Genomic DNA, 21,754 nt, shown 5'->3' with positions numbered 1-21,754 from the left:
CTCCCTGGATATTGCCCCGATTGAATCATGGTTGACGGCCAATGCCTGTCAGCCATTTTTTTGCCAGAGTTTTCAGGGTGCCGTCCGGCGTATGTTCTTCGGGTAATGCAAACACCCAACTGAGGGTGCCGAAGTTGGCGGTCCAGTCGATTTGCGGTGCCGGAGTGATTTCAGTGATGTCGACCCAAAGCAGATCCGGGTGAAACATCTCGGCCATATTGCCTTCGGTGGAGAACAGTTCGACCACAGTGCAGTTGACGATGCGTGCGTAGGTTTTCATCAGGCGTACTCGTAGATGATCACGGCGCCTGAAGCACCTGCGCCACCAGGTCTGCCAGGTTGACTGGGTGCGTTGGCAATTCCTCCCGCACCGGAACCGAAACCGGAGCCTGGTGCGGCCAGAGAGCCTGCTGCGCTGTTGCCAAAACCGCCTCCACCCAACGGCGAGCTGCCACCGTGCCCAGCAAGGGTCGAGCCGTTGACAGAGATCCCGGGAGCGCCCGCGTTTCCCGCGTTGTTGACGATGTTGCCTCCACTGGCCGACTGGCCGGGATAGCCTCCGGTATAAAGCCCCATCCCCTGGTTCGCAACAAAGCCAATCCACGGCGACCCTCCACCACCGGCAGCCGAAACCAGCGAGCCGAAAGAGCTGGTGCCTCCTCCCCCGGCATTCGCCGCGGCCTGTCCCGCGCTTCCCCCAGCCCCAACAGTGACAGCCTGACGAGAACCAAGCGCCTCGGAAGGTAACCACGCTTCAGCATAACTACCGGAGGCGCCGCCACCCACGGTTGCATATTGGGAAGTTGTGGTCGCCCCGACTCCCGCACTTCCACCACCACCGCCCACAACCTTGACCAGAGCGTGCTTCGTCCCGGCTATCGGCTCATAGGTGCCGGATACGGTAAACGTCTTTACCCCCAACAAACGGCCGCTCGCAGCATTACCACCGCTCGCATACACCAGCACCCAACTGTCCAGCGCCGCGCTGTACACCACCGAACACACACTGCTGCCGACAATCTCCGCTGGCCGCAATGCACTCAGCCCAAGGCTCAATAACGGCTTGGGCAGCAAGCCATTCGGTGCGAACGTGCTGGCTCCAGTGTTGGCATTACCAGCGGTAAAGCGCAGCGCCAGACCGTCCTTCAACGTAGTGATGACCGGCACGTAGTTGGCCATGTACAGATTGGCGGCGCCGATATCGGTCGCATGCTTGTCTTCACCGGCCTGACTGAGTTTTTTCAGCGCCTGCAATAGCTGCGTCGCATCGGTTTCGTTTGGTTCAAGACCCGCAGATTTGACGACGTTCAACAATTCATCGGTAACGCTGTTGCCCCAGGTCGCCGGGATCAACGATCCGGGCAATCCCGCGACAACATCTTCATTGACGAACTTGCCATTCACCAGTCCGACGCTGGGAACGCTTTTTGGATAGTCCATTTCAACTTCCCTGATGACTTACAGCGCAGCAGCCAACCACTTCGGCGCTACCGGCCGATGCTCGCCGAACGGAAAAAAGGAACCCTGCGGCCAGTCGCGCAATTCACGGCGATACGTCTGCAATTGGGCATATTGCTCTGTGGTCAGCGTCGTGCCGCCGCCGTCTTCCAACTCATCGCGATCACGCGCCACCAACCCGTCGGTGGCGGCCAGTTGCGCAGTGCGCCAACGGCGCTCGGCGTCAGCCGCTTCATCGGCCGAAGGAGGCGCAGGATCGACCAGAATCGGATAGCCGTTATCCGCACGCACGCCGATCACCTTTGCCGCAACGGCCAATTGCTGCAGCAGCGAGATCCAGTAAGTCTGAGGAATCTCGATGACATCGTCGGGAATGTCAGTTGAGTTGATACCCGGTACATAAACGCCCCGGGTGCTGGCGCTGAACAAAACGTTGAACGGATTCATTCAATAGCCCTTTGCGAAATAATTGATGCCCCAACCCGCAGCGACGCTGCCGCTGTAATCACGAACCTTGAGCTTGCAGCCTTGTTGCTTTCCAGAACCCGCAATCAGGATGACCATCGCCCCGTCACCGCCGGCATGAGTGGCCACCAGAGAAGAAAAGGCTGTAGGAAAAGAGATTGGGAAAATGACGTCGACTTCGCCCTTCGCATCCGTTGTGCCGACACCCCATTGCTCAATGTTGCCGCTGGCAAACCGTTGGTAACCGACGTTGCCATAGACGCCCGAATGGGCCGTGGCATAACGATCGCTGATCGACCCTCCGTACAGCCGCCATTGGCTCGCCAGTTTGATCAGGCATGCGGAGTCGCCGAGTCCGAGTTTCAGCGACCCGAACGTGCCGTTGCAGGTTTCAATTTGCTCGTTTGCGGCGGGGTTGATGGTCAGAACACCGTTGCCCGCATTGATCACGTGTAGCGTGCTGGCATGGGCAATGCCATTGATGGAGGGCAACGTTGCCGTGATCGGCGTTGCGCTGGCGAAACTCGCCACGCCCCCCACGTGGGCTACGGTCAGGACAGTGCTGGTCGGGTAAGAAACGAAGCCGGAAAACTGCAGACCCGCGCGGGCGACGAACTCGGTAGTGGCAACCGCTTTGCCTTGATTGAATTGCGGCGCCGTGACGAACAGGTTGTTGCTGCGCAGCGCACTGAGCAGTTGATTATTGGCGGCCTCCGTCGGTGTCAGCCCTGCGCTCTGGATGACCGTCAACAACTCTTGTGTAACACCATTACCCCAACTGGCCGGAATCAACGACCCTGGCTTGCCCGTCAGTAAATCTTCATCGACAAACTTGCCATCTACCAACCCGGCGCTAGGAACACTCTTTGGATAATCCATGATTCAACTCCTTGTTTAAAAATGCCTGAGACCAGTCAATCCGCATTGGCGACCCACCATTGCGGTGCTGTCGGGCGAGAAACCGCCGTCGGGAAACCTTTAGCCTCAGGCCAGTCACGCAGCGCCTGGCGGTACTCCAGCAACTCCAGATACTGCGCGGCCTTGAGCGTCGTCCCACGCCCCAGCGCCTGCTCGTCGCGATGCCGCGTCACCAACCATTCAGTAGCCGACAGACTGGACTGACGCCACGTTCGCGCTGCCGTCAAAGGCTCTTGCTCCTCGACGACAGTTTCAGGAATGACGACAGGATTGCCCATGACCGGTAACGGCGCGAGCTCATGGCGCAGTTCACTGAGGGGCGCGCCGATATCAACGTGCATGCCCTCCGGCACCTGCACCATCGCCTCGACAAAAGCCGGTGCATACAGTTGAGTGATTGCGTACTCACCGGTATCGATCAGTTCGACCGCGATACCGTTTTCCACTCGTGCATAACGGGCCATTATTCGTACTCCCAGATTTCGCAGAAGGCATTGCCGCCGGCGCCGCTGACGACTGAAGCGGACGCATTTACCGAACAGGATCCGCTGCCACCGGAGCCTCGCCCGCCGGAGATGCCATTTCCATTGACGCCTACACGTGTGCCACCACCGTCAAACGGGCTGGCAGCCCCGGCGCCGGAAACGACACCCCAATTGAAGTTGTACATCGCGAACTCACCAGGGGTGCCACGAGCGTTGGCCAGACCTCCGCCCGTGACGATTTGACCGCCAGCACCGCCCATGACGAAACCGACCGTCGTTGCTGTCACCGGGAATGAAAGGATTTGCCCGCCTGCACCGCCAGCGGCGCTCATATAGGTGCCGAAGGAAGCACCGCCCCCGGTCATCCCGGTCGTATTGACTGCAGCGCCGCCCGCCCCCAAAGACACAGGTACGCCAGCCAGCATTTGCGCGGTCACGTCGTAGAGACTCTCCGCATAGGCGCCGGAACCACCGCCACCACCAATACGGTGATTATTGGCGGGGACAGGTTCACAGCCACCACCGGAACCACCCGCGCCGACCAAGCGCACACGTATGCGTTTCGCTCGGGGATGGGGTTTGTAAAGCGTGATACCGACGGATTCGAACTGCCTGACTGCCAGCAACCGTCCCACCGCATCGGTGATGCCATAACCGGCCAACGTGGTTGGGGTATTTTTTAGTTTATTGAAGTCGACCAGTGCAGCGATTGCGGTAGCCAACTGATCGGTTTTTGCTTCATCCGGTGTCAATCCGGCAGCCTTGATCGCGTTGAGAATTTCTTGCGTGACGCTGTTGCCCCAATCGGCCGGAATCAACGATCCCGGGGAACCGGCGAGCGGGTTTTCATCGACGAAGCCGCCGTTGATCAGCCCCACGCCGGGAATACTTTTTGGATAATCCATTGCACTGCTCCCTGTGCCGAAATCAGTTGGCTACGGCTGTGCCGGGTGTGACCGGCCAGGTAATTTCATCGGGGAAACCAGCCTGCTTTTCGATACGATTCAGCTCGACGCTGTAGAGCTTCCACTCGATCAGCAGCAGTTGTTCGTCATGGCTGGCATCGCCGATGTCTTCGGCGTATTGCAGGGGCGCGATGCGCAGCACGGCATCGCGTAGCAGTGCGTCGCGCTGATCGAGGCATTGCTGTCTTACGCTCACCAAACGAGCCTGCTCATCCAATACCCAGGTGTTGTCGCGCCAGACATGGAACTCCCCTGGCCATGGCTCTGCGGTCAGGGTGTTTGGCAACTCTCCCAGCTCGGTCCAGATCTGATGGGTACCGCCGTCCTTGCGATAAACCATGCCCCGACGGTCGATCACTTCACGGGGGACACCGTTGATCAGCGCCCAACTGCGACCGGCTTCCGGCTCAGGCAACTCGTAAGCCAGCTCAACAGCATTACCGGGCAACTGAACGCCGATACCTGGCGTGGCAATGAACTCGACAGGCCCGGACAGAGCGCCCGAACCATCAAATAGATAATTGAACATAAAGCGCCTCAGATGAGTTTGATGCGGCCGGGATAGGCCATGTTGCGCGGGCGGGATTTGAAGGCGTAGAGCAGTGTCGCTGACGGGTCCATTTGATAACTGGTACCCGCTGGATAAATCGGGCCGCCATTGCTCAGCCCCGATACGTACTGAGGCTCCTCTCGAGTATCCGCCCCCACTGCCGTCAGGCTGTCCGTCCAGCGCGACCCGACGGCACCGCCACCATTCGCCCCCATCGCATACGAGTGCGTCGATCCAGGCTGAAAAGTACCCATCCCGCGTCCGGTATCCACACCACGACCTTCATCCAGAACCCGAAGGAACTCCCCTCGCCCATCAGGACCGCGAAACGTCGTCGTACCGTCACCTGTTGTCCATTTGCCCTCAGTGCTCGCCCGAAAGGCTTCAGCGCCCAACATGCCTGATTGCTGGGCGTGATCCCACAGCCACGGCCATTCCGCGCGCTTCATGACAGAGCCATTAAGCGCGCCGTATCCGCCGGGGCTGAGCATGACGGTTGTCTCGAAAAACGGCCGGCCAAGCGGGGTATTGTCGAAGCGTCCGACCGGCCACCAACTCCCGGCCCCATCACTGCGCAAATGCCACCAGTCTCCGCCGCCCATCAACACGAAAAATGGATAACCGCTGGCCGCCAGATGCGTATGAAAGCGAATGCGATCCGTGCCCGATGCCTGGATGATCATACGGTTGCCGCTGTTGTCCACCCGCCGAACAATCACATCACGCACACCGAGTGCGATGTTGGCCGGTGGTAGCAGCAAGGTCACCGGGCCGGGGCTGCCATCGATCAGGACGAGGCCGAGTTCGGCATCGGTCAGGGTTTTCGACGCGGCCAATCGGGTGATGACCGAACGCATCGGACTCGTGCTGCCGATGATCGACTGAATCGCCTTGTACAACTGCCCGGTATCCGCCTCGGACGGCACTAACCCGCCGCCGGTAACCACACTCAGAATCTCCTGAGTCACACTGTTGCCCCAAACCGCCGGAATCAACGAACCCGGCGTTCCCGCCACCGGGTTTTCATCGACGAAACGACCATCGACCAGACCGACGCTGGGGACGCTTTTTGGATAGTCCATAATTGGTTTTCCTGTACCTGGAATATTGATAGGCGATGCCGACAAAGCAGCATCCAGTCACTCGGCAGTCATCCAGGCAGGCTTTTTCGGTCGAGAGCGTTTGGCGGGAAATTTCTTCGCTTGGGGCCACTTGCGCAGCGCCTGCAGGTAGGTCAGCAGCGTCAGGTATTCAGCGTCGGACAGCGTGGTGATCTTCATCAGTTCCACTTCGTCACGGTGACGATCGCGCAACCAGACAATCCGGTTGAATTCCTGATCGCGCCACGCCTTGGCTTCGGCCGATGTTTGCTCTTCAGAAAGAGCTGTCGACTCGACCAGGATCGGCAGATCTTGCTCGTCATGGGATCGCTCGGTACCCGCTACAGGATTTGCGATGACCGACTCATAACGCGCCTCGTCGATTTCAACGGCATCGTCTGGAAGGCTGGTGTGATAACCCGACAAATAGGTGTTGCCGGTGGTGCGGCTATAGAAACGTTTCATTTCAGTTACCCACCCCCAGGACAGTGACAAAACCGGAGCCACCGGAATTACTCAAGACTTGAACCTGGCTGGGATCAAAGTAGGTCACCAAGGGTGGAGTGACGATATCGAAAAAGGGTGCGTTGCCGCTGTGCGAGTAACTTGCCCAGGTAGCGGCGCACTGGGTCTTGAAAGCCACCGGCCAGGGTTTTGCAACATAGGTTTTATCTGTAGCGATGGTGATCAAGACCCACTGAATCATGAAGCCCCCCAACCAGCTCGGAAAAGCGATATAGCCGTTCGCGCCAATGCTGTAGGAAACACCAAACCAGAGTTTTTTCGGCGTGACGAAAGTGGTGTCATCCGTCCCCGCATTGACCTGGGCTTGAGTCGCGATCCGCGCCCAGCCAAAAACCGTTTCAGTGGCTTGCACCACTTTCTTTTCGATCGCCTGGAACACCCGCTGCGGCGTCATCAGACGGCTGCTGCTGGTACCCGCCTCGGCCTCATCCTTGCTTGCCAGAGAGTCATTTCTGCCTTTCTCGACAATTGCCGAAATCGCCGCTTTGAGTTGCGTAGTGTCGTCCTCGTCGGGGACTAGTCCGGCGGCAGTGATCACGTTGATTACTTCATCGGTAACGCTGTTGCCCCATCGCGCCGGAATCAATGAGCCCGGCGTTCCCATCAATGGGTTTTCATCAACAAATTTGCCATTCACCAGCCCGGAACTGGGCACACTCTTCGGATAATCCATCCCCTCATTCCTCCCTAGTCATAATTGATGTGCACCTTGGTATGCGCCGGCGCACTGCGGTGAATCAGGCATTCCAGCGCCGAACCCGGATTAACGCCAAAACGCTCGCCCCAATAGCTCGCGCCGAAACGCCGACCCAACAGCAAGCGGCCGCCGGTGTTGAGCGTCCACATGAACTGCGCCTCCCACGTGCCCCAGTGCGCCGAGCCGAAACGCGAGCGGCCCATGCGCGGGGCTTCGAGTTCGGTGATGGTGGCGTTGGGGTAACCCTGGCTTTTGGCGATTTCGAGGTAATAGCCGACGGCCTGGCTGCCGACCGCGAGCAAGCGACGGCGGACGGCGAGGCGGCGGTCGTCGAACAGTGGCGTGGCGCCCAGGCACGGGTCGGGCAGGTTCATCACCCGCTCCCAGTCCGGCACCAGTTCGCTGACGCCGGCCGGGTCCATTTCGTTGAGCAGGTCGGCGGCGCGGGCATCGAGGCGGGCCAGTTCGACGGCGACGCCTTGCAGCACTTCTTCGAGTTCCGGTACGCGTTCCGGGTCCCACGCCGGGCCACTGGGCAGCAAGGCGCGCAGTTGCGCCTGATATTGCGCGGCGGTTCTTATGCCCCCCATACGCAGCCTCCGAAGGTGAGCAGTTCGCTTTGCCCGGCAGGCACGTCAGCGGCCGGCGCGGTCAGGGTGTGATCGTACTCACCACCGGCGCTGCTGATGGCTTCGCGGATATGGCTGATCAGCAACGGCACACCCAGATCGGCCTCACGGTTGTGCAGGTCGCGCAATTGCGCTTCAACGGCGGCACGCACGGCGGTGGTGTCCGGATTGACGCTCTTGAAGCGATACACCACCGGCACCTGAATCGGCCGCTGCACGTGCACTTCCGCAGTCACCGGACGCAGCGGTTCGATGTAGTCCTGAACCTCCGCCAATTGCTCATCGTTGGGCACCGGTTGCGGGTCTTCATCACGCATGATGAACACCGTCACCGTGCCCGGCCCGAGCAGGCCGCCACGACACCAGGCGCGCGTTACGCCCGGCACTTCCAGTGCCCAGGTCTCGTAGTCACTGGCCGAGCCGCCATGGGGAATAACGCGGTAGGAACGGATCACCCGCGAACGCAGCGACTCCAGACTTTCCCGCGCCACGCCGCCGCTGAGTCCCGGTGCCAGCACGACAAAGCTGTTGCCGACCACACCGGCAATCGGCTGCACCGGTGTCAGCGCCAGACCGGCGTCGGCATTGCCCAGACTGCCGGCATCGAGCGCGGCGATCGTGGTGGTGTTGCTGCCATTGACGGTCGTGCGTGCGGTGGTGACTTTGTAGGTGCGGCCATCGCTCGCTTGCAACAACGTGTCGACATCCAGCACGGCACCGGCCGTGGCGGTAAAACTGACGCTGCCGGTGGCGACTTGCGCGGGTTTGCGCGGTTGGTTCAAACGAAGTGCGGCGATGCGCTCCAGGGTCGACTCATCGGCCTTGTCGGGCAGGATCTGCTCGGCAATCCAGTCGAGATAACCGTACAGACCATAAGCCGCGCCACCGAGGGTACGGGCCAGCACTTGCGCATCGGACTGGCGCAGCGAATCGCCGGCCAGGTCGCTTTGGGTGCGCTTGATCAGCACCGGCAGCGAAGGGGTTTCAAACGGCATAGATCACCTGCCAACTGTTATCGGGGTTGATGTCCAGACGTTCGCCGTCGGCCAGGGTCAGGACCGTGCGCAGGTTCAGGCGCTGGGCGTCGAGGCGTTCGCTGATGATGTCGATGGCGCTGCAGTGGCCGTCGTCGATCAGCCATTGCAAGGCTTCGCGGGCATAGAACTCGGCGTCCATCTGCGTTTGTCGAGTCAGCTTGACCCGGCGCAACAGCCACAGCCGCGAACCGATGCGATCGTCGGCGACGGTGGGAAAGGTATCGCCCCACCAGCCGAAACGTTCTTCGTCGTCGAGGGCGTCGTCATCGGCGGCGCGGCGCCAGGTGAACAGGCTGATGAGTACGGCGCGGGTCAGCGCGGCGTGGAGGTTCGGGCTGATCAGCATCACTTGCCTCCTGCCGGCGCGCCGGTCTGGCCGCTGCCGGCCTGTACGCCGACGTGCACGTGTTTGATCTGGCTGATGCCACCGGCGAGTTGATCGCCGGTGGAGACGATCTTGCCGGTCTGGTTGATCACCGGCGTATCGAAGTTCACCGCGCTGCTGGCGCGGATGTTCAGCGTGGCGGTTTCGATGTCGATGATCCGCCCCCGCTTGAAGTGAATCTTGTCGCCCTCGTCGGTGTAGATCGCCACTTCGCCCGACGCCAGCGATTGCAGGCGATAGCGGCGGTCGGCGATGACCAGCGCGATGGCGTGGGAGCGGTCGCCACCGAGAAAAGTGACGACACCTTCGGCGCCGGCCAGCGGGTTACTGGTAAAGCCGTAGGGTTCGAAATGCTCCATGTCGTCGTTCACTTCGCCGGCGGTGAGGCGCATTTGCAGCGATTGCAGCTTGGATGCCGAATTGGCGAGCACGACAGTGCCGCGCGCCAGCAGGCGTGTCAGTAGGCTCATGAATTGTCCTCAAGTGGTGAGGTTGACGCTGATCCCTGTGGGAGCGAGCTTGCTCGCGAAAGCGTCCTGACAAGCACCAGAGCGGTGTCTGATCTGACGCCTTCGCGAGCAAGCTCGCTCCCACAGGGTCGGGTGTCAGGCTGAAGTTTTCTTAGGGGGTGTCGGATTGGCGTCGAAGGTATGCGGCGGCGCCACTTGCAGCGTGGTCACCGAGCCTTGCGCCGACAGCGAATACGTGACTTTGGAAATCAGCATGTCGCCATCAAATCCAAGCACCGGATCCGTGACCTTGACCAGCGTGTTATGGCGCCACAGATCGCCGTTGGACTGGCGCCAGCCCTGCACCTGATAAGTGGTGGTCTGCGCCCGCCCCATACGGGTGGCGCACTCCCACTGGGCGCGTTGCTGGGCTAGTTCGAACGTCAGCGCGGTGCCCTCGTTGATGATCGTGGTGCGTCGACGTTTGAAGCTCAGATCGGTCGCGCTGGATTCAACCTCGCTTACCGCCGCCCCGCTCTTCTTGTCCGAACCTTTCTGCTGGCCGATCACCCGGTATTCGGAAAACACCTGGCTCTGATCCATCGACGCGCTGGCGGACAAAATATTCTTGCCCAGCTCCAGCGCATCACTGGCCCGCCCACCGCTGCCCGGCTTGGCCAGCACCAGCCGACCCTGCTCGTCATCGGTGGAAAACACCCGCAGCAGCGAGAGCAAACGGTCGATCGACTGAAACACCGTTTCTCCCGGCACAATCGTGTGTTTGGTCAGCCGCGCGGTCTCGGGGATTTCATTGACCACCATCAGCCCGTACTCCATTGCCAGCGCCTGAACAATGCTCAGCAGCGGTTGTTCCTGCCACTGGTTCGGCGTGTTCCTGGCAGCGCAATCGACCAGATCCTGAGTCTTGGAACTGCCCTCGATGCTCAGGCTGATCTGGCGTCCGTCATAGCGGATCGGGGCCTTGAACACATAGCCGGTGAGCACCAGGTCCTGGCCGATTTTCACTTCGCAGGGGTCACCCGGTTTGATCCGCTGATCCACCGTCTGCCCTGGCCACTGCCAGGTGATGTCGAGTTTGAAGGTGCGGAACTGGCGCTCCAGATCAGCGGTGATTTCCACGCTTTTCCAGCCGCCGTATTCCATGTTGTTGACGGTCAGCGTGACATGGTTGTCCATTACGTCCATGACTACTCCCGAGAGACTTTCACGTCGTTGGGTGGCAGGTACAACGGGTTGGTCGCTCCGTTACGCTGGACCACTTCGGTCACCCGTGTCGCATCACTGAATTGTTTGTAAGCCACTACCAGTGCCGGCAAACTTTCCTGAAACGACTTGGTGACCAGACGCACCCCCGATGACGCTACGGCTTTGAGGTGCGCCACCAGAGCATCCTGCACGTCGCTGATAGCCTGATAGTGCGCTGGACCGGCTTTGTTTTTGGCCATTTGGAGCGCCTCGACCAAGTCCTTTTGAAGCGCCTGCAAATCGTCGGTAGCCGGCACTTCCTGTCGAGAGATCGGCTGCTTCGACTGCTGATCCAAGGAAGGGGTCGACAGCAACTTCACCGGTTTCGCCGCCACCGGCATTGAGGCAACCCATTGCGCCACTTTGACAATCAGAGTGTCCTGCACCAGATCGGCCATGGCTTGCGCCGCCGCATTGGTGTCCTTGCCCGTGGTGATCTTCGGCGCATCAGCCTTGCGGATCGCTTCGAGTTGTTGGGACACGTCGGCAATCACGCCACGGTAGCCCTCCTTCGCGAACGCCTTGAGCTCCTTGATATCGCCGAGCAACCCCTTGAACTCCGCCGCCACTTCCTTGGGCAACTCCTTGACGGCTCTGACCAGTTCAGTGATTTCCTTGTATTGCGCGATCAGTGGTTTCAGCTGTTCCTTAATCACATCGAACACCCCGGTCAGGCTGTTTCGCAGATTGTTAATGCCAATCCGTGCCGCTTGAATCCGGACAATGACCTCTTCGAAACGCGACACTGCTGACCCCAGCAAAGTGTCAGCCTTGGCCAACAGGACTTTTTGCGTACTGACGGTGGCAGTCGGAAACGGCAACGGCCGGTCGGGGTAGAACTTCAGACTGAACGTCACCAGCCCGCCGTCCTGGCGGGTATGGGTCATGTCGCACTCACCGACCTTGACTTGCAGGCGCCCGAGCCACGGGTGCACCAGCTCACCATTGCCCGCCTCCAATGCCTTGAGCAGCTTGTCGCGCTGCTCCAGGCAGTCGGCGCCGATGATGAATGCTGTGATGTCGTGAGTCTTGGCCTGCTGGCCCAGATCCTCGAAATACGGCAGGTCGCGTTGCGGGTATTCATGCAACTGACCTTTGCGACCGACCGGGGTTTTCGCCTGATCGATCCAGAACCCGACACCACGAAAGGATGCCGGCAACAAACGGTCACGCCAGTTCATTGGAACCTCCTGCCGACAGCGAGCGATAGCCGATGCGCGACGACAGCGCCAGCCCTGGTTGATTGGTTTGCGGTTGATCGGTACGCAGGCCTGCCGGCGCATTTTCGAAGCGCACGGTCAGGCCGCCTTCGAGTTGCGTGCGGTTGTTGATTGCGCTTTGTTGAATCAGTGCGCCAGAACTCTGTGGCAACGAACCACTTTGCAGTGCACCGTTACCCGCTGCTTGCGGCGTTGCTCCGAAGAACGCCGGCGCCAACTCCCCTTTGCCTTCGGCATTGGTCTGGCGTTGCGCTTCGGTGAACGTTTCAACCTTGCCGGTGACCTTGGCGATCAGTCCGGCAAAGCCGCCGTCGAACAACTCTTTGATCGGCGCAATCACGGTTTGCAGTTTTTGCCACAACTCGCCGAACCACTCGGTGATCGGCCCCCAGTTTTTGATGATCTGCCCCAACGGCGTCCATTCGAACATGTTGTGCAAAAACTCGAGTACCGGTGCGGCCAACGCCTGCACCACGCCCCACAGCGCCGAAAACACTTCGCTGATCGGTTGCCAGTACATGGCGATCTGTTCCAGCGGCGACCATTCGAACAGACTCTGGAAGAAGCTTTTGATCTGCTGCGCCGACGCTTGCAATGCGGCCCAGACCGGTTCGAAGAAGGCCACGATACTGCCCCAGTTGTTGACGATCATGCCCACAGGGGAATAGTCGAACAACGTGCCGAAGAAGTCCTTGATGGCTTGCGCCGCCGGTTGCAGCGCCGTCCAGATCGAGCCGAAGAAGCCAGTGATCGCCCCCCAGTTGTTGATGATCATGCCCAACGGTGTCCAGTCGAACAGACCTTTGAGGAACGCCATCACCGGCACACTCAAGGCCTGGAGCAATTCCCAGATCGCCGAAAACAGACCGGTCAGCGGCGCCCAGTTTTCCAGGATCATGCCGGCGGGCGTCCACGAGAACACCGATTTGAAGAAGTCGATCACTGGCGCGGTGACGGTTTTGACCTTGTCCCAGATGCCCGAGAAGAATCCCGCGATCGGTGACCACAAAGCCGCCAGCGCATCCAGCGGTCGCCAATCGAGGATCGAGCGCAACGTTGCCATCGCACTCACACCGATGTTTTTCACACCCTCCCACATGCCCTTGAAAAAAGCACTGATCGGCGTCCAGTTGGCATAAATCAAACCGGCCGCCACCGCGATGCCCATCGCGATCAACATGATCGGATTGGTCTTGAGCACCATGCTCATGACGTCCATCACCTGGGTCATGCCGGTGACGGCGGTTTGCATCGCCGAGAAAGCAATCGCCCCCGCCGCCAGGCCTTCAACCAGTTTCGGGTTGTCGGCGAGCAGGCTGCCGACCTGGTTCAGCATCGGTTCCAACCCGACCACCAGTGCGCCCACCGCCGGCACCAGTGCCGCGTCCACGGCGGCCGAAACCTTTTCCATCGATGCACTGAACACGTTCATGTTTTGCGCAGCGACTTTCGGCGTAGCGGGCAAGTCGACGGTTTTTGCCGTGTCGCTGACTTCGGTCAATTTGCCCTGAAACGCCGCCGCCGATTTGATCCCGTCCACGAACGGCGTGATCACGCTGCCGCCCTTGAACAGGCCACTGATGTCCAGCTTACCGAGGCCGGTCTGTTCGAGATTGTTCTTGAAGCTCTCGACCTTGACTCGCAGGGCGCCGAGTTTGGGCGACAGTTCATCGATGCCCGTGATCAGCACCGGCGTTTTCACTTTTTTCTCTTCGTCTGCCATCACTGCACCTGCTGCATCGCATTGATCCGTTGCGCGTGCTCCAGCGATTCGCGGAGCACATCCAGTGGCCTGGCCATCATCTGTTCGGGGTCAACCTTCCAGAACCAGGCCAGGTCATAGGCGACGGCGATCAGGTCGGTGATGGCGCCGACGCCGCACTCATGAAAAAACTCGCAACGGCCCAGCTCAGCGCATTGAGGTCAGCCAGATCCAACTGGTTGACCGACGACGGTGGAATACCGGCGCACACGGCGATGTATTTGGCCGCCACGTCCATGTCGAGGCTGACTTCTTCGCTCTTGTCGATCTTGTACGGCAGCGCCTTGATCGCTCGCACCTCCTGCACCGTCGGACGGCGCAGGACGAGTTCGGTCAGGGGCTCGCCGTGAGCTTCGATCGCAACCTGAAGCTTCACGGCGCCGCTCATTGCCAGGTCCCCTTGATGCCTTCGAATTTCAGTTCGATGGTGGCGTCATCGCCTTTGGAGACTGGTTCTTCGACCAGGTAGGCGCCGGCCAGTACGTAGACTTTGCCGTTGCTGAATTCGCAGGTGACGGTGATGTCGGTGCCTTCGATCAGCTTCTTCAGCGGGAAGTCGGCGGTGTGCAGCGCGGTCACTTTGAACGACGGCGCAATGTCGGTTTCCTTGTAGAAGCCGGGTACGACGGTTTCGCGTTTGACCGCCATCAGCGGGGCTTCGCAGCCGCCATTGATGGTCAGTTGTGCGCCGTCGACTTTGACGTAGCAGGTGCCTGCAATCAGTTGACCCATGGTGTTACTCCCTTGAATAAAAAAGCCCACACGCGGTGGGCTGAAAACTGGTGGTCAAACGCGGCGATCAAGCCGCGTCGTCGTACTGCAGACGGAACTGGTTGAGCAGTGCGAACACGCGCAGACCGTTGATGTAATCCGGCGGGAACAGCACGTTCACGCGGCTCGGGTCCTGCACGTCGCGCTCGACGATCAGGTGCTCGGCGAACAGCTCGGCGTTCTCGACGTGGCCTTCCAGTTCGAGCTTGGCGTACTGCGCGATCAGCTCGCCGCGAATGGTCGCTGGGGTGACGATCGGCTGGCCGGCGCCGAAGCGGGTGCCGTCGGAGGCCAGTTTGTGCCGGCCGTACTTGCTGGTGATCACGCTTTGCAGACGGCGCACGATGAACGCCGACTGGTGCATGGTTTCGCTGTCCAGGTAGGAGTTATCGGCCTGACCGTAAGCGTTTTTCTGGTAGGTGGTGATCGAGCGCTGGATGCGCACGTAGCCGCCCTCGTAGTACGCGGTGGCGATGCCGTAGTTGAGCAGCGACTGACGCTCGGTCAGGGTGAAGCGCTCACTCGCCGGTGCCGGGTCAACGCCCGGCAGGCTGCCGCTCTGGGTCGGACGGCTGGCGTCGGCAGAGATGAATACGGAGGTGCGTGCAGCCAGTGCGGCGGCTTGTACCCAGAACGGTTGCGGAACGCCCGGCTCCAGCGCCTGAATGGTCATGTGCTGGTCATTGCGTGCCTGGCCGGCAGCAACCAGAGTGCCGACAGTGCCGCGTTTGGCGCTGTAGACGTGACCGAACAGTTGCTTGGCCCACGACCAGCGACCGGTGCTGTCATCCATGACCGCTTGCCAGGTGTTGAGGGTCGACAGATCGGACCATGGCAGTGCGATGAACTCGAACGGTTCATCACCCAGGGCCGCGATGGCTTCAACCTGATCCGGCACACCGGCGCCGCCGGTCATGGCGGTGACTGCAGTGGTCAGGCCGGCCGGGGTGTCTTCGCCGTTGCTCTTGCCCAGGCGATTGAATTGCAGGCTGATGTCGTTACCGCTGTCGCCAGTCCATTTGGCATTCAGGGTGACCACACCTTCGGCAGCGGCAGCGCTGACCGGCAGGTCGGCGGTGGCGTTGATTTTCTGCGCCAGGGCGGTGGCTGCCTGGGCAGCGGTGGCACCGTTGACCACGGTGGCTTGCACACGCACGCCGCCGACATACAGATTGAGCACGCCGGCCTGAGTGGCGGTGCCGGTCAGGGTCAGCACGCCTTTGGCGATCGCGCCTTCGGTGTTGTGCAGCGGCAGGCACCAGATCTCACCGATCGGGTCGGCCTTGCGGAAGGTCTCGTACATCGAGGCGAGCATCGAGCCTTGGCCACCGATGCTTTTCGCCAGCGCAACGCTGGAGACCAAAACCAGTTTGCCGACCTCGGTCGGCGCGATGTTGTCGTTGACCTGGGCAACGATCAAACGACGCAGGGTCGAACTCGCGCTATTGGCGGCCGAGTTGTCCATTTCGGCATAGAACAGCGGTACACGAATGTCCGCAGGGATGTTGCTGAATCCGATCGCCATTATTTGGCTCCCTTTTGTTTGGCTGGTGCGGTTTTGAGGGTGATATCGCCGTCGGCCAGACGTCGGCGCCACCAGGCGCTGTCCAGCACTTCACGGCCTTCGAGCGGCAGCAGATCGCCGGCCTCCGGGTCCGGTACGACACGGCCAGCGGCCGGCAGTACGGTGATGCGATTGCTCATGGGGTTACGTCTCCAGAGAAAGTCATTTCCACGCGCCCATCGGGGCCCGGGCGTTTCAGGTTGGGGTCGGCCGGGTCGATCGCATCGACCCGCACGGTGGCCCCGGTAAAGGACGACAAACCGTCCAGTTCACGTTCGTGCCAACTCTCCGCAGGCTGACTCGGCAGATTGCGGCCAAGCTGGAACTCGGCAAAAAAGCGCAGCCGGTAAAAGGCGCGGCTGCTGTTGATCGAGACCATCTCGCCGCCGTCGTAAACGATGGCGCTGTAGGTCGAATCTGGTTTGAAACCGACCAGCGCGCGCCACAACTCGGCGCGCAGGTCGTGCAACAGATCCAGCGCTTTTGTAGCGTCGGTAGCGTCAAGCACCAGGACGATTTCGAAGCGGTCGCGGATCGGTTGGGTGGTGAGGTTTTGGGTGGTGCTGTTGCTGGCCAGATCGGCGATTGGCAGCACGTGGGCCGAGGGTGTCGGCAGTTCCGGGTTGCCTTGCAGCAAGGCCAGATCGAGGCCCACCGAAATGTGATTGGCAAGGCCAGGGCATTGCCCACGCAGTTGCGTGAGGATCGGGGTGATCTTCATGGGGGTGTTCCAAAATAGTGGGGGTTACCGCAGGCCCCTGTAGGAGTGAGCCTGCTCGCGATAGCGGTGTGTCAGGCGCGTTGATTTTGAATGTGGCATCGCTATCGCGAGCAGGCTCACTCCTACAGGGGGGCTCGTGGGTCAGTCTTTGGCTTCGGCTTTCGGGTCGAGGCACGACGCATCGATCAGGCAGCGATAGCTGTTCTCGCGATTGCCACTGGCGGTGACCTTGTCGATCGACCAGCGTCCGCGCATGAAGTCCGGCCAGGTGTCATCGAGCAGCACCAGGCCTTCGGCGGCCAGCCGTGGATCGCCGGGGCAGGTGATCTTCACCTTGAACTTTTGCCGGAGCATTTTGCGCACTTCGCCTTCTCCCACGGCGATGGCATCGGCTTCGCTGGGTTGGTGCTGGCGCAGGATCTTGTACGGCGAAAGCCCGGTTTTGACCTCTTGCAAAATACCCGTAGCAGTATCCAGCCAGCGAGTTATGCAGCCCTGATTCTGCGCCCGCGCAGTCTCTTCCAGCGTGGCGCTGACAAAGGCGTGATCACCCGGCCGATTGTTGCTGGTCACCGACAGGATCACGTTCGCCAGCACTTTGCCGGACAGTGATTTGGTCTGACCGGGTCGCGCCAGCACGTAGATCTGATCGTACGGTTTGGCGACCACGTTGTACTTTGCCGCCAACCGCGTCAGAAAGCCCATGTCGGTTTCGTTGGTTTGGTCGATGTGCTCGATCCGTATCAGTGACACATCGGGGGCAACTCGCGGTGAGAAACCATGCCGCGACACCAGTTCGCGAAACAGTCCGCCGAGCGTCGTTGGACCATGGCTGGCGGTGCGGCGCTGCTTGAAACCGGTCTCGTCATCCTTGCTGAACGGTGCAGCTGTGGCCACCAGTGTCAGGCGGAACGGGAACAGCGTCGGTGTCAGCCGTGTCACTTTGAACTGGCCCTTGTCGACCATTTCGGTTTCTCGGTAGCCGACCTTCAGTCCGATTCGGCCTCCGAGGTTCGGCAGCCCGTCGAGGCCTTCAAGGTCCACGGTCAGAGTCAGTTGATCAGACTCGATCCCGGCGGCATCGATGTGCTCCCAACTGATCAGGCGTTGATTGAGCAGCGCCGCGTTTGAGCCGTAGATTTCTACCGCCGGGGTAAAACCCAGTGTCATGCAACCTCCTTAATCCCAGGCTGTGAGCGGGTTGATCGCGGCGGGTTTTGTATCGAGTTCCGGCAGTACCACCCAGACACCTGCGGACAGGACCGGGCCATGCTCGGCGAGGGTCGGATTGAGCTTCCACAGGGCCTCTTCGGCAGAATCATCGCTGCGCCCGGTTTCGCGATAGAGCAGCAGATTCACCGAATCACCGGCCACGCTTCGAACCTTACGCATTATTGAACTCCGCCAATTCGATGACCCAATCGACGACCATCGCCGTGCCGTCATCGATGATCTGGGTCTGGGTTTCCTGAACGTTGTTGATCCGCCACAAACCCCAGTTGCGGCCTATGCCGTCAATCAATGGCAGCGGTATTCGCAGGGCCTGCAAGGCACGCAATTCGTCGAGCCGATCCATCGCCACGGCGTACATCGACTTGCCGGTGATGGTCAGGGTTTCCGGTTTTTGCCCGGTCTGGCTGGACTTGGGTTTGCTGGTCAGGATCTGGATTTCGCTCCAGCCTCCGTCGGACTTTCGCGCCAGCGTGCTATAGGCGAAGTCGCGTGACAGGCCGAAGATGAAACTGCCTAAAGCCATTTGTTGTTTCATCAGGCGACTCCATCGGTGAGGGCTGCGTCACGGCGGGTGGCGAGCGGATTATTGGTCAACAGCGGCAAGAACTGGCCGTGGAATTGCCCGCTCAGTTGCTGGCCGATGATCGTACGAATCTGCTCGGCAGTATCTGGCGCCGGGCAGGTGACCTGGATCAGTGGGGAGAAGGTGACTTGCTGGTTTTGATTTTGGGTGGGAGCGTTGACCAGATTCTTTGCGACCTCTCCCGGCGCAGCGAGTTTATCGGCGGGCGGACTGGCGAGTTTTTCCCCCAGGTAGGAACCTGCGAGTCCACCTACGACACTCCCGATGGCCGTACCGACACCCGGAAGAATAAGCGAGCCGAGAAACGCGCCAATAGCTGTACCCGCCAGCTCACCTTTTGCGCTTCCCACCGCTTTGTCATCACCTTCACGCAAGCCTTTCAGGCCTGTGTATGCGGCATGGGCGACCATCAAAGGTGCAGCGACTTTACTCACCAAAGGCATAGCCCGAGACAGCATCGGCATGACATTCGCACCTGCGCTGCGCACTGCGGGCAAGACCTTGGCAGCCGTGCTTTTGATGGCGGGCATGACTTTGAGCGCTGCACCGCGCAAGCGATTGCCCAGGCTTTGGCGCACAGCTGGCGTGCGGGGCTGAGCACTTTTCGCAGGTGGCTTGGCTCGTTTGCCTTGACCCGACCCGCGAGCTGATCGCTTCTTTTTTCGACCGCCACTGTCGTCATCGTCACCGTCGATCATATCGCCGATTTCGGACGGTAAACGCGCTGCAGCCAGTCGCAATAGCCTCGTGGAAATCGCATCGAGCACTGAAGACACACCGGTCTTCAATGTGCCCGCTACGAACGGCGTGGCAGCCGCCCCAAGCAACGTCAGTGCAGCTGTGACGAACGGGAAGCTTTCGGCTGCGGCGCTCAGTCCATTTACCACCGCCGTGAGCGCGACGGCAAAGCCATCTGTCACCGGGGCCAATGAGTTGCCGACTGCCGTGGACAGCCTGTTGAGACTCGCATCCAGCGCATTCCAGCGCCCCTGCGATGTATTGCCATAAGCCTCAGCGGTTTGCGCCGCCGAACCTGCATCCTCACCGCGTTTGGATGTTGCATACAGGGATTTGTCAGAAACCAGTTTGAACGCAGTTTGAGCATCCTCAGGCTTCTTCAACAACTCAAGGATTGCATCATCGTTGCCAAACAGCGTTTTTGTCAGTGAAGCCTGTTTCTCTTCAGGTTGTTTCCTGAGTTCTTCCAGAACCAACTTAATCGTTTGGGGGGCATCTTCACTCATCCCACGTGCCAGCGACTCGGGGTTCAGCCCCATTTCGGCCCAGGCCGAGCGCTGCGCCGATGAGGCGGACTGACCTTTACCCAGAACCGTCGTGAAACTCTTCAGCGCCGCTGCGGCATCTGTCTTGTTAGCGCCACTGTTCAGAAATGCTGCCGCAAGTGCAGCCACTTGCTCGGGCGTCATCCCTGCAGCTTTGGCGCCCTCCCCGGCACTTTGAACGACGGAACCGATGTCAGCGGTTTTGACGTTCAGGCCACTGTTGCCAAGGTAGCTGGTCGCGTCTGCCAGATCCTGGCTCTGCACCCGATCAAGCTTCAGAGCGGTGCGCCAGCCCGCCAACATCTCGCCAGCAGCCTTGACATCGATCTTGAAGGCCGAGGCATTGATGGCGGCATCACGAGAGAAGTCCTGTAATGCCTCCTTTTTCTGCTCGCCCTTCAGACCATCACTGATGCCGGACCGCAGCGCTGCGAGTTGCACTTGCAGCAAATCCGCGCCAGTAGACCCACTAGGGGCAACCCGTTTATCACTGGCGATTTCCAGGTTCGTTTCCGAGAGCGCCTGAAGCGATTCGTTACTCAGGTGAAGCACCTGATTCAATTCAACCAGCACCGTTTCGTTGGCCATTGCCGACTGAGTGATTTTCGGCGGCGGACGCTGCTCGATCTCGGCGTTGAGTTTTGACTTTGGTTCGCTCGTGGCGGGGGCGGCGGCGCCAGCCTTGAACAACGACTGCTGGCTGACCAGTAGCTCGCGCAGCTTGACCTGCTCCTGAGTCAGCAAACGAATATCCACGCTTGCCAACGCCAATGTGACGTTCAAATCCTGCAGCGGTTTACCGAGGTTGTCGGGCAGCGACAATCCGCCCGTTGTATTGCCGCTCTCACCGGCGTATGTGAGCGCATATCTGTTCTCTACCATTGCCGCTCTACTCCTGTTTCACGCCAAGGCGAGTGATCGCTATGTCGTAGCGGCGCAACGCCTTTTCGGCGTCCCATTCGAGAATTTCCGCTTCACTTACCGGGTAAATGAGCGGGACGATATCGAGGATTACTTCGATGTCGCGTTCCGAAAGTAGGCCGCCGGCTGGTTTAAAAAATCGTCGATGCGCACCTGCAATTGCGTCCAGTCCGGGACGGTCATCAGGGCCAGATCGGGGATCATCAGGCCGGTGCAATGGGCAGTGATGAACTCGGCGCGTTCCTTGGCCGTTTTCAGTTTCTTCATCACTTTGGTCGCGCGAAGTGCAGGCATTTCCAGCGACAGCGAGGTCACGGTGCGGCCGGTCACGGCGAGCGGTTGCAGCAATTGCACCTGGTCGGGATCGGCGGATTTTTCCGCCTCTTCGACCTGCTCCAGAAAGTATGACGCAGGGCGTGTCGACATCTCGTGCACGTACTGGGCGATGCTCACGTAGTCCGGGCGCTTGAGCTGGTCGAGTTCCTTGACCGACAGGCCGGTGGCGAGCAGGGCCAGTTCGAAGAACTGATCGTCTTCGTCATCGCCGGCGCGTTCCAGCGCTTCTTTCTGTGCGGCGTAGAACAGCGGTTTGAGCTGGATCGTTTCGATCTGCGAACCGTCATCACCGGTGATCGGCGACAACAGGTCATGCTGGGGTGGCATCCACGACATGTATGAATTCCTTGGTGATTCTTGAGGGGGTGTTGCGCAAAGGGGCCAGTTAACCTGGCCCAATGTGGGAGCGAGCCTGCTCGCGAAAGCGGTCT

At 60.1% G+C, this 21,754-nt stretch carries 27 protein-coding genes; all 27 read right to left on the bottom strand.

Features of this window, described 5'->3' with window-relative positions; all coding sequences use genetic code 11:
- Positions 1 to 25: 25 nt before the first annotated feature.
- Positions 26 to 280 carry a hypothetical protein gene (locus CLU80_RS19770; protein WP_099758160.1) on the bottom strand — a complete coding sequence of 85 codons (255 nt, stop codon included), beginning with the start codon at positions 278 to 280 and terminating at the stop codon, positions 26 to 28.
- Positions 280 to 1,440: a glycine-rich domain-containing protein gene (locus tag CLU80_RS19765; RefSeq protein ID WP_099758159.1), complete on the bottom strand. Its 1,161-nt coding sequence runs from the start codon at positions 1,438 to 1,440 to the stop codon at positions 280 to 282. Before CLU80_RS19765 ends, CLU80_RS19770 begins: the two co-directional genes overlap by 1 nt.
- Positions 1,441 to 1,458: 18 nt before the next feature.
- Positions 1,459 to 1,905, bottom strand: a complete 447-nt coding sequence (locus CLU80_RS19760) for a tail fiber assembly protein (protein ID WP_093436448.1) — start codon at positions 1,903 to 1,905, stop codon at positions 1,459 to 1,461.
- Positions 1,906 to 2,802, bottom strand: a complete 897-nt coding sequence (locus CLU80_RS19755) for a gp53-like domain-containing protein (protein ID WP_099758158.1) — start codon at positions 2,800 to 2,802, stop codon at positions 1,906 to 1,908. It lies immediately after the preceding gene.
- A gap of 35 nt (positions 2,803 to 2,837) precedes the next feature.
- Complete coding sequence (locus CLU80_RS19750; protein ID WP_099758157.1) at positions 2,838 to 3,305, bottom strand: phage tail assembly chaperone; 468 nt, start codon at positions 3,303 to 3,305, stop codon at positions 2,838 to 2,840.
- On the bottom strand, positions 3,305 to 4,231 hold the full coding sequence (locus CLU80_RS19745) for a glycine-rich domain-containing protein (protein WP_099758156.1): 927 nt from the start codon (positions 4,229 to 4,231) through the stop codon (positions 3,305 to 3,307). The genes CLU80_RS19750 and CLU80_RS19745 overlap by 1 nt, the downstream gene beginning before the upstream one ends.
- Before the next feature lie 22 nt (positions 4,232 to 4,253).
- Positions 4,254 to 4,820, bottom strand: coding sequence for a tail fiber assembly protein (locus tag CLU80_RS19740; RefSeq protein ID WP_099758154.1), 567 nt, complete (start codon positions 4,818 to 4,820; stop codon positions 4,254 to 4,256).
- An 8-nt stretch (positions 4,821 to 4,828) separates the two neighbouring features.
- Complete coding sequence (locus CLU80_RS19735) at positions 4,829 to 5,923, bottom strand: phage tail protein (RefSeq protein WP_099758153.1); 1,095 nt, start codon at positions 5,921 to 5,923, stop codon at positions 4,829 to 4,831.
- Positions 5,924 to 5,980: 57 nt separating this feature from the next.
- Positions 5,981 to 6,406, bottom strand: coding sequence for a phage tail assembly chaperone (locus tag CLU80_RS19730; protein ID WP_099758151.1), 426 nt, complete (start codon positions 6,404 to 6,406; stop codon positions 5,981 to 5,983).
- A 1-nt stretch (position 6,407) separates the two neighbouring features.
- Positions 6,408 to 7,139 (bottom strand): hypothetical protein, encoded by a 732-nt coding sequence (locus CLU80_RS30715; RefSeq protein WP_099758150.1) that lies wholly within the window; start codon positions 7,137 to 7,139, stop codon positions 6,408 to 6,410.
- Between the two features lie 14 nt (positions 7,140 to 7,153).
- On the bottom strand, positions 7,154 to 7,753 hold the full coding sequence (locus CLU80_RS19720) for a YmfQ family protein (RefSeq protein ID WP_016985041.1): 600 nt from the start codon (positions 7,751 to 7,753) through the stop codon (positions 7,154 to 7,156).
- Positions 7,741 to 8,787, bottom strand: coding sequence for a baseplate J/gp47 family protein (locus CLU80_RS19715; protein WP_093436475.1), 1,047 nt, complete (start codon positions 8,785 to 8,787; stop codon positions 7,741 to 7,743). Before CLU80_RS19715 ends, CLU80_RS19720 begins: the two co-directional genes overlap by 13 nt.
- Positions 8,777 to 9,175 carry a phage GP46 family protein gene (locus tag CLU80_RS19710; RefSeq protein WP_093436478.1) on the bottom strand — a complete coding sequence of 133 codons (399 nt, stop codon included), beginning with the start codon at positions 9,173 to 9,175 and terminating at the stop codon, positions 8,777 to 8,779. Before CLU80_RS19710 ends, CLU80_RS19715 begins: the two co-directional genes overlap by 11 nt.
- Complete coding sequence (locus tag CLU80_RS19705; RefSeq protein WP_093436481.1) at positions 9,175 to 9,684, bottom strand: phage baseplate assembly protein V; 510 nt, start codon at positions 9,682 to 9,684, stop codon at positions 9,175 to 9,177. The genes CLU80_RS19710 and CLU80_RS19705 overlap by 1 nt, the downstream gene beginning before the upstream one ends.
- A 135-nt stretch (positions 9,685 to 9,819) precedes the next feature.
- Positions 9,820 to 10,869: a phage baseplate assembly protein gene (locus tag CLU80_RS19700; protein ID WP_099758148.1), complete on the bottom strand. Its 1,050-nt coding sequence runs from the start codon at positions 10,867 to 10,869 to the stop codon at positions 9,820 to 9,822.
- Positions 10,870 to 10,871: 2 nt separating this feature from the next.
- Positions 10,872 to 12,110 (bottom strand): DNA circularization protein, encoded by a 1,239-nt coding sequence (locus tag CLU80_RS19695; RefSeq protein WP_093436487.1) that lies wholly within the window; start codon positions 12,108 to 12,110, stop codon positions 10,872 to 10,874.
- Positions 12,097 to 13,872, bottom strand: coding sequence for a phage tail tape measure protein (locus CLU80_RS19690; protein WP_099758147.1), 1,776 nt, complete (start codon positions 13,870 to 13,872; stop codon positions 12,097 to 12,099). Before CLU80_RS19690 ends, CLU80_RS19695 begins: the two co-directional genes overlap by 14 nt.
- Positions 13,873 to 14,002: 130 nt before the next feature.
- The gene (locus CLU80_RS19685; RefSeq protein WP_007908778.1) at positions 14,003 to 14,299 is read right to left on the bottom strand and encodes a phage tail assembly protein; all 297 of its coding nucleotides are present in this window, start codon (positions 14,297 to 14,299) and stop codon (positions 14,003 to 14,005) included.
- Complete coding sequence (locus tag CLU80_RS19680) at positions 14,296 to 14,643, bottom strand: phage tail tube protein (protein WP_007908779.1); 348 nt, start codon at positions 14,641 to 14,643, stop codon at positions 14,296 to 14,298. The genes CLU80_RS19685 and CLU80_RS19680 overlap by 4 nt, the downstream gene beginning before the upstream one ends.
- A gap of 67 nt (positions 14,644 to 14,710) precedes the next feature.
- Positions 14,711 to 16,207 (bottom strand): phage tail sheath subtilisin-like domain-containing protein, encoded by a 1,497-nt coding sequence (locus tag CLU80_RS19675; RefSeq protein WP_099758146.1) that lies wholly within the window; start codon positions 16,205 to 16,207, stop codon positions 14,711 to 14,713.
- Positions 16,207 to 16,386, bottom strand: a complete 180-nt coding sequence (locus tag CLU80_RS19670) for a DUF2635 domain-containing protein (RefSeq protein WP_034154909.1) — start codon at positions 16,384 to 16,386, stop codon at positions 16,207 to 16,209. Before CLU80_RS19670 ends, CLU80_RS19675 begins: the two co-directional genes overlap by 1 nt.
- Complete coding sequence (locus CLU80_RS19665) at positions 16,383 to 16,967, bottom strand: phage tail terminator protein (RefSeq protein ID WP_093436499.1); 585 nt, start codon at positions 16,965 to 16,967, stop codon at positions 16,383 to 16,385. Before CLU80_RS19665 ends, CLU80_RS19670 begins: the two co-directional genes overlap by 4 nt.
- A 141-nt stretch (positions 16,968 to 17,108) precedes the next feature.
- Positions 17,109 to 18,137 (bottom strand): phage tail protein, encoded by a 1,029-nt coding sequence (locus tag CLU80_RS19655; protein WP_099758145.1) that lies wholly within the window; start codon positions 18,135 to 18,137, stop codon positions 17,109 to 17,111.
- A gap of 9 nt (positions 18,138 to 18,146) precedes the next feature.
- Positions 18,147 to 18,359 (bottom strand): tail protein X, encoded by a 213-nt coding sequence (locus tag CLU80_RS19650; RefSeq protein WP_099758144.1) that lies wholly within the window; start codon positions 18,357 to 18,359, stop codon positions 18,147 to 18,149.
- Entirely contained in the window at positions 18,352 to 18,735 is a 384-nt protein-coding gene (locus tag CLU80_RS19645) for a phage tail protein (RefSeq protein ID WP_099758143.1), read from the bottom strand. Before CLU80_RS19645 ends, CLU80_RS19650 begins: the two co-directional genes overlap by 8 nt.
- Positions 18,735 to 20,948 (bottom strand): phage tail tape measure protein, encoded by a 2,214-nt coding sequence (locus tag CLU80_RS19640; RefSeq protein WP_099758141.1) that lies wholly within the window; start codon positions 20,946 to 20,948, stop codon positions 18,735 to 18,737. Before CLU80_RS19640 ends, CLU80_RS19645 begins: the two co-directional genes overlap by 1 nt.
- Before the next feature lie 129 nt (positions 20,949 to 21,077).
- Positions 21,078 to 21,659 carry a phage tail assembly protein gene (locus tag CLU80_RS19635; RefSeq protein WP_099758140.1) on the bottom strand — a complete coding sequence of 194 codons (582 nt, stop codon included), beginning with the start codon at positions 21,657 to 21,659 and terminating at the stop codon, positions 21,078 to 21,080.
- Positions 21,660 to 21,754 lie beyond the last annotated feature (95 nt).

This window comes from Pseudomonas sp. 29 (assembly GCF_002754355.1).
GTDB classification, from domain to species: domain Bacteria; phylum Pseudomonadota; class Gammaproteobacteria; order Pseudomonadales; family Pseudomonadaceae; genus Aquipseudomonas; species Aquipseudomonas neuropathica.
This window is presented reverse-complemented; position numbering and strand designations above follow the sequence as displayed.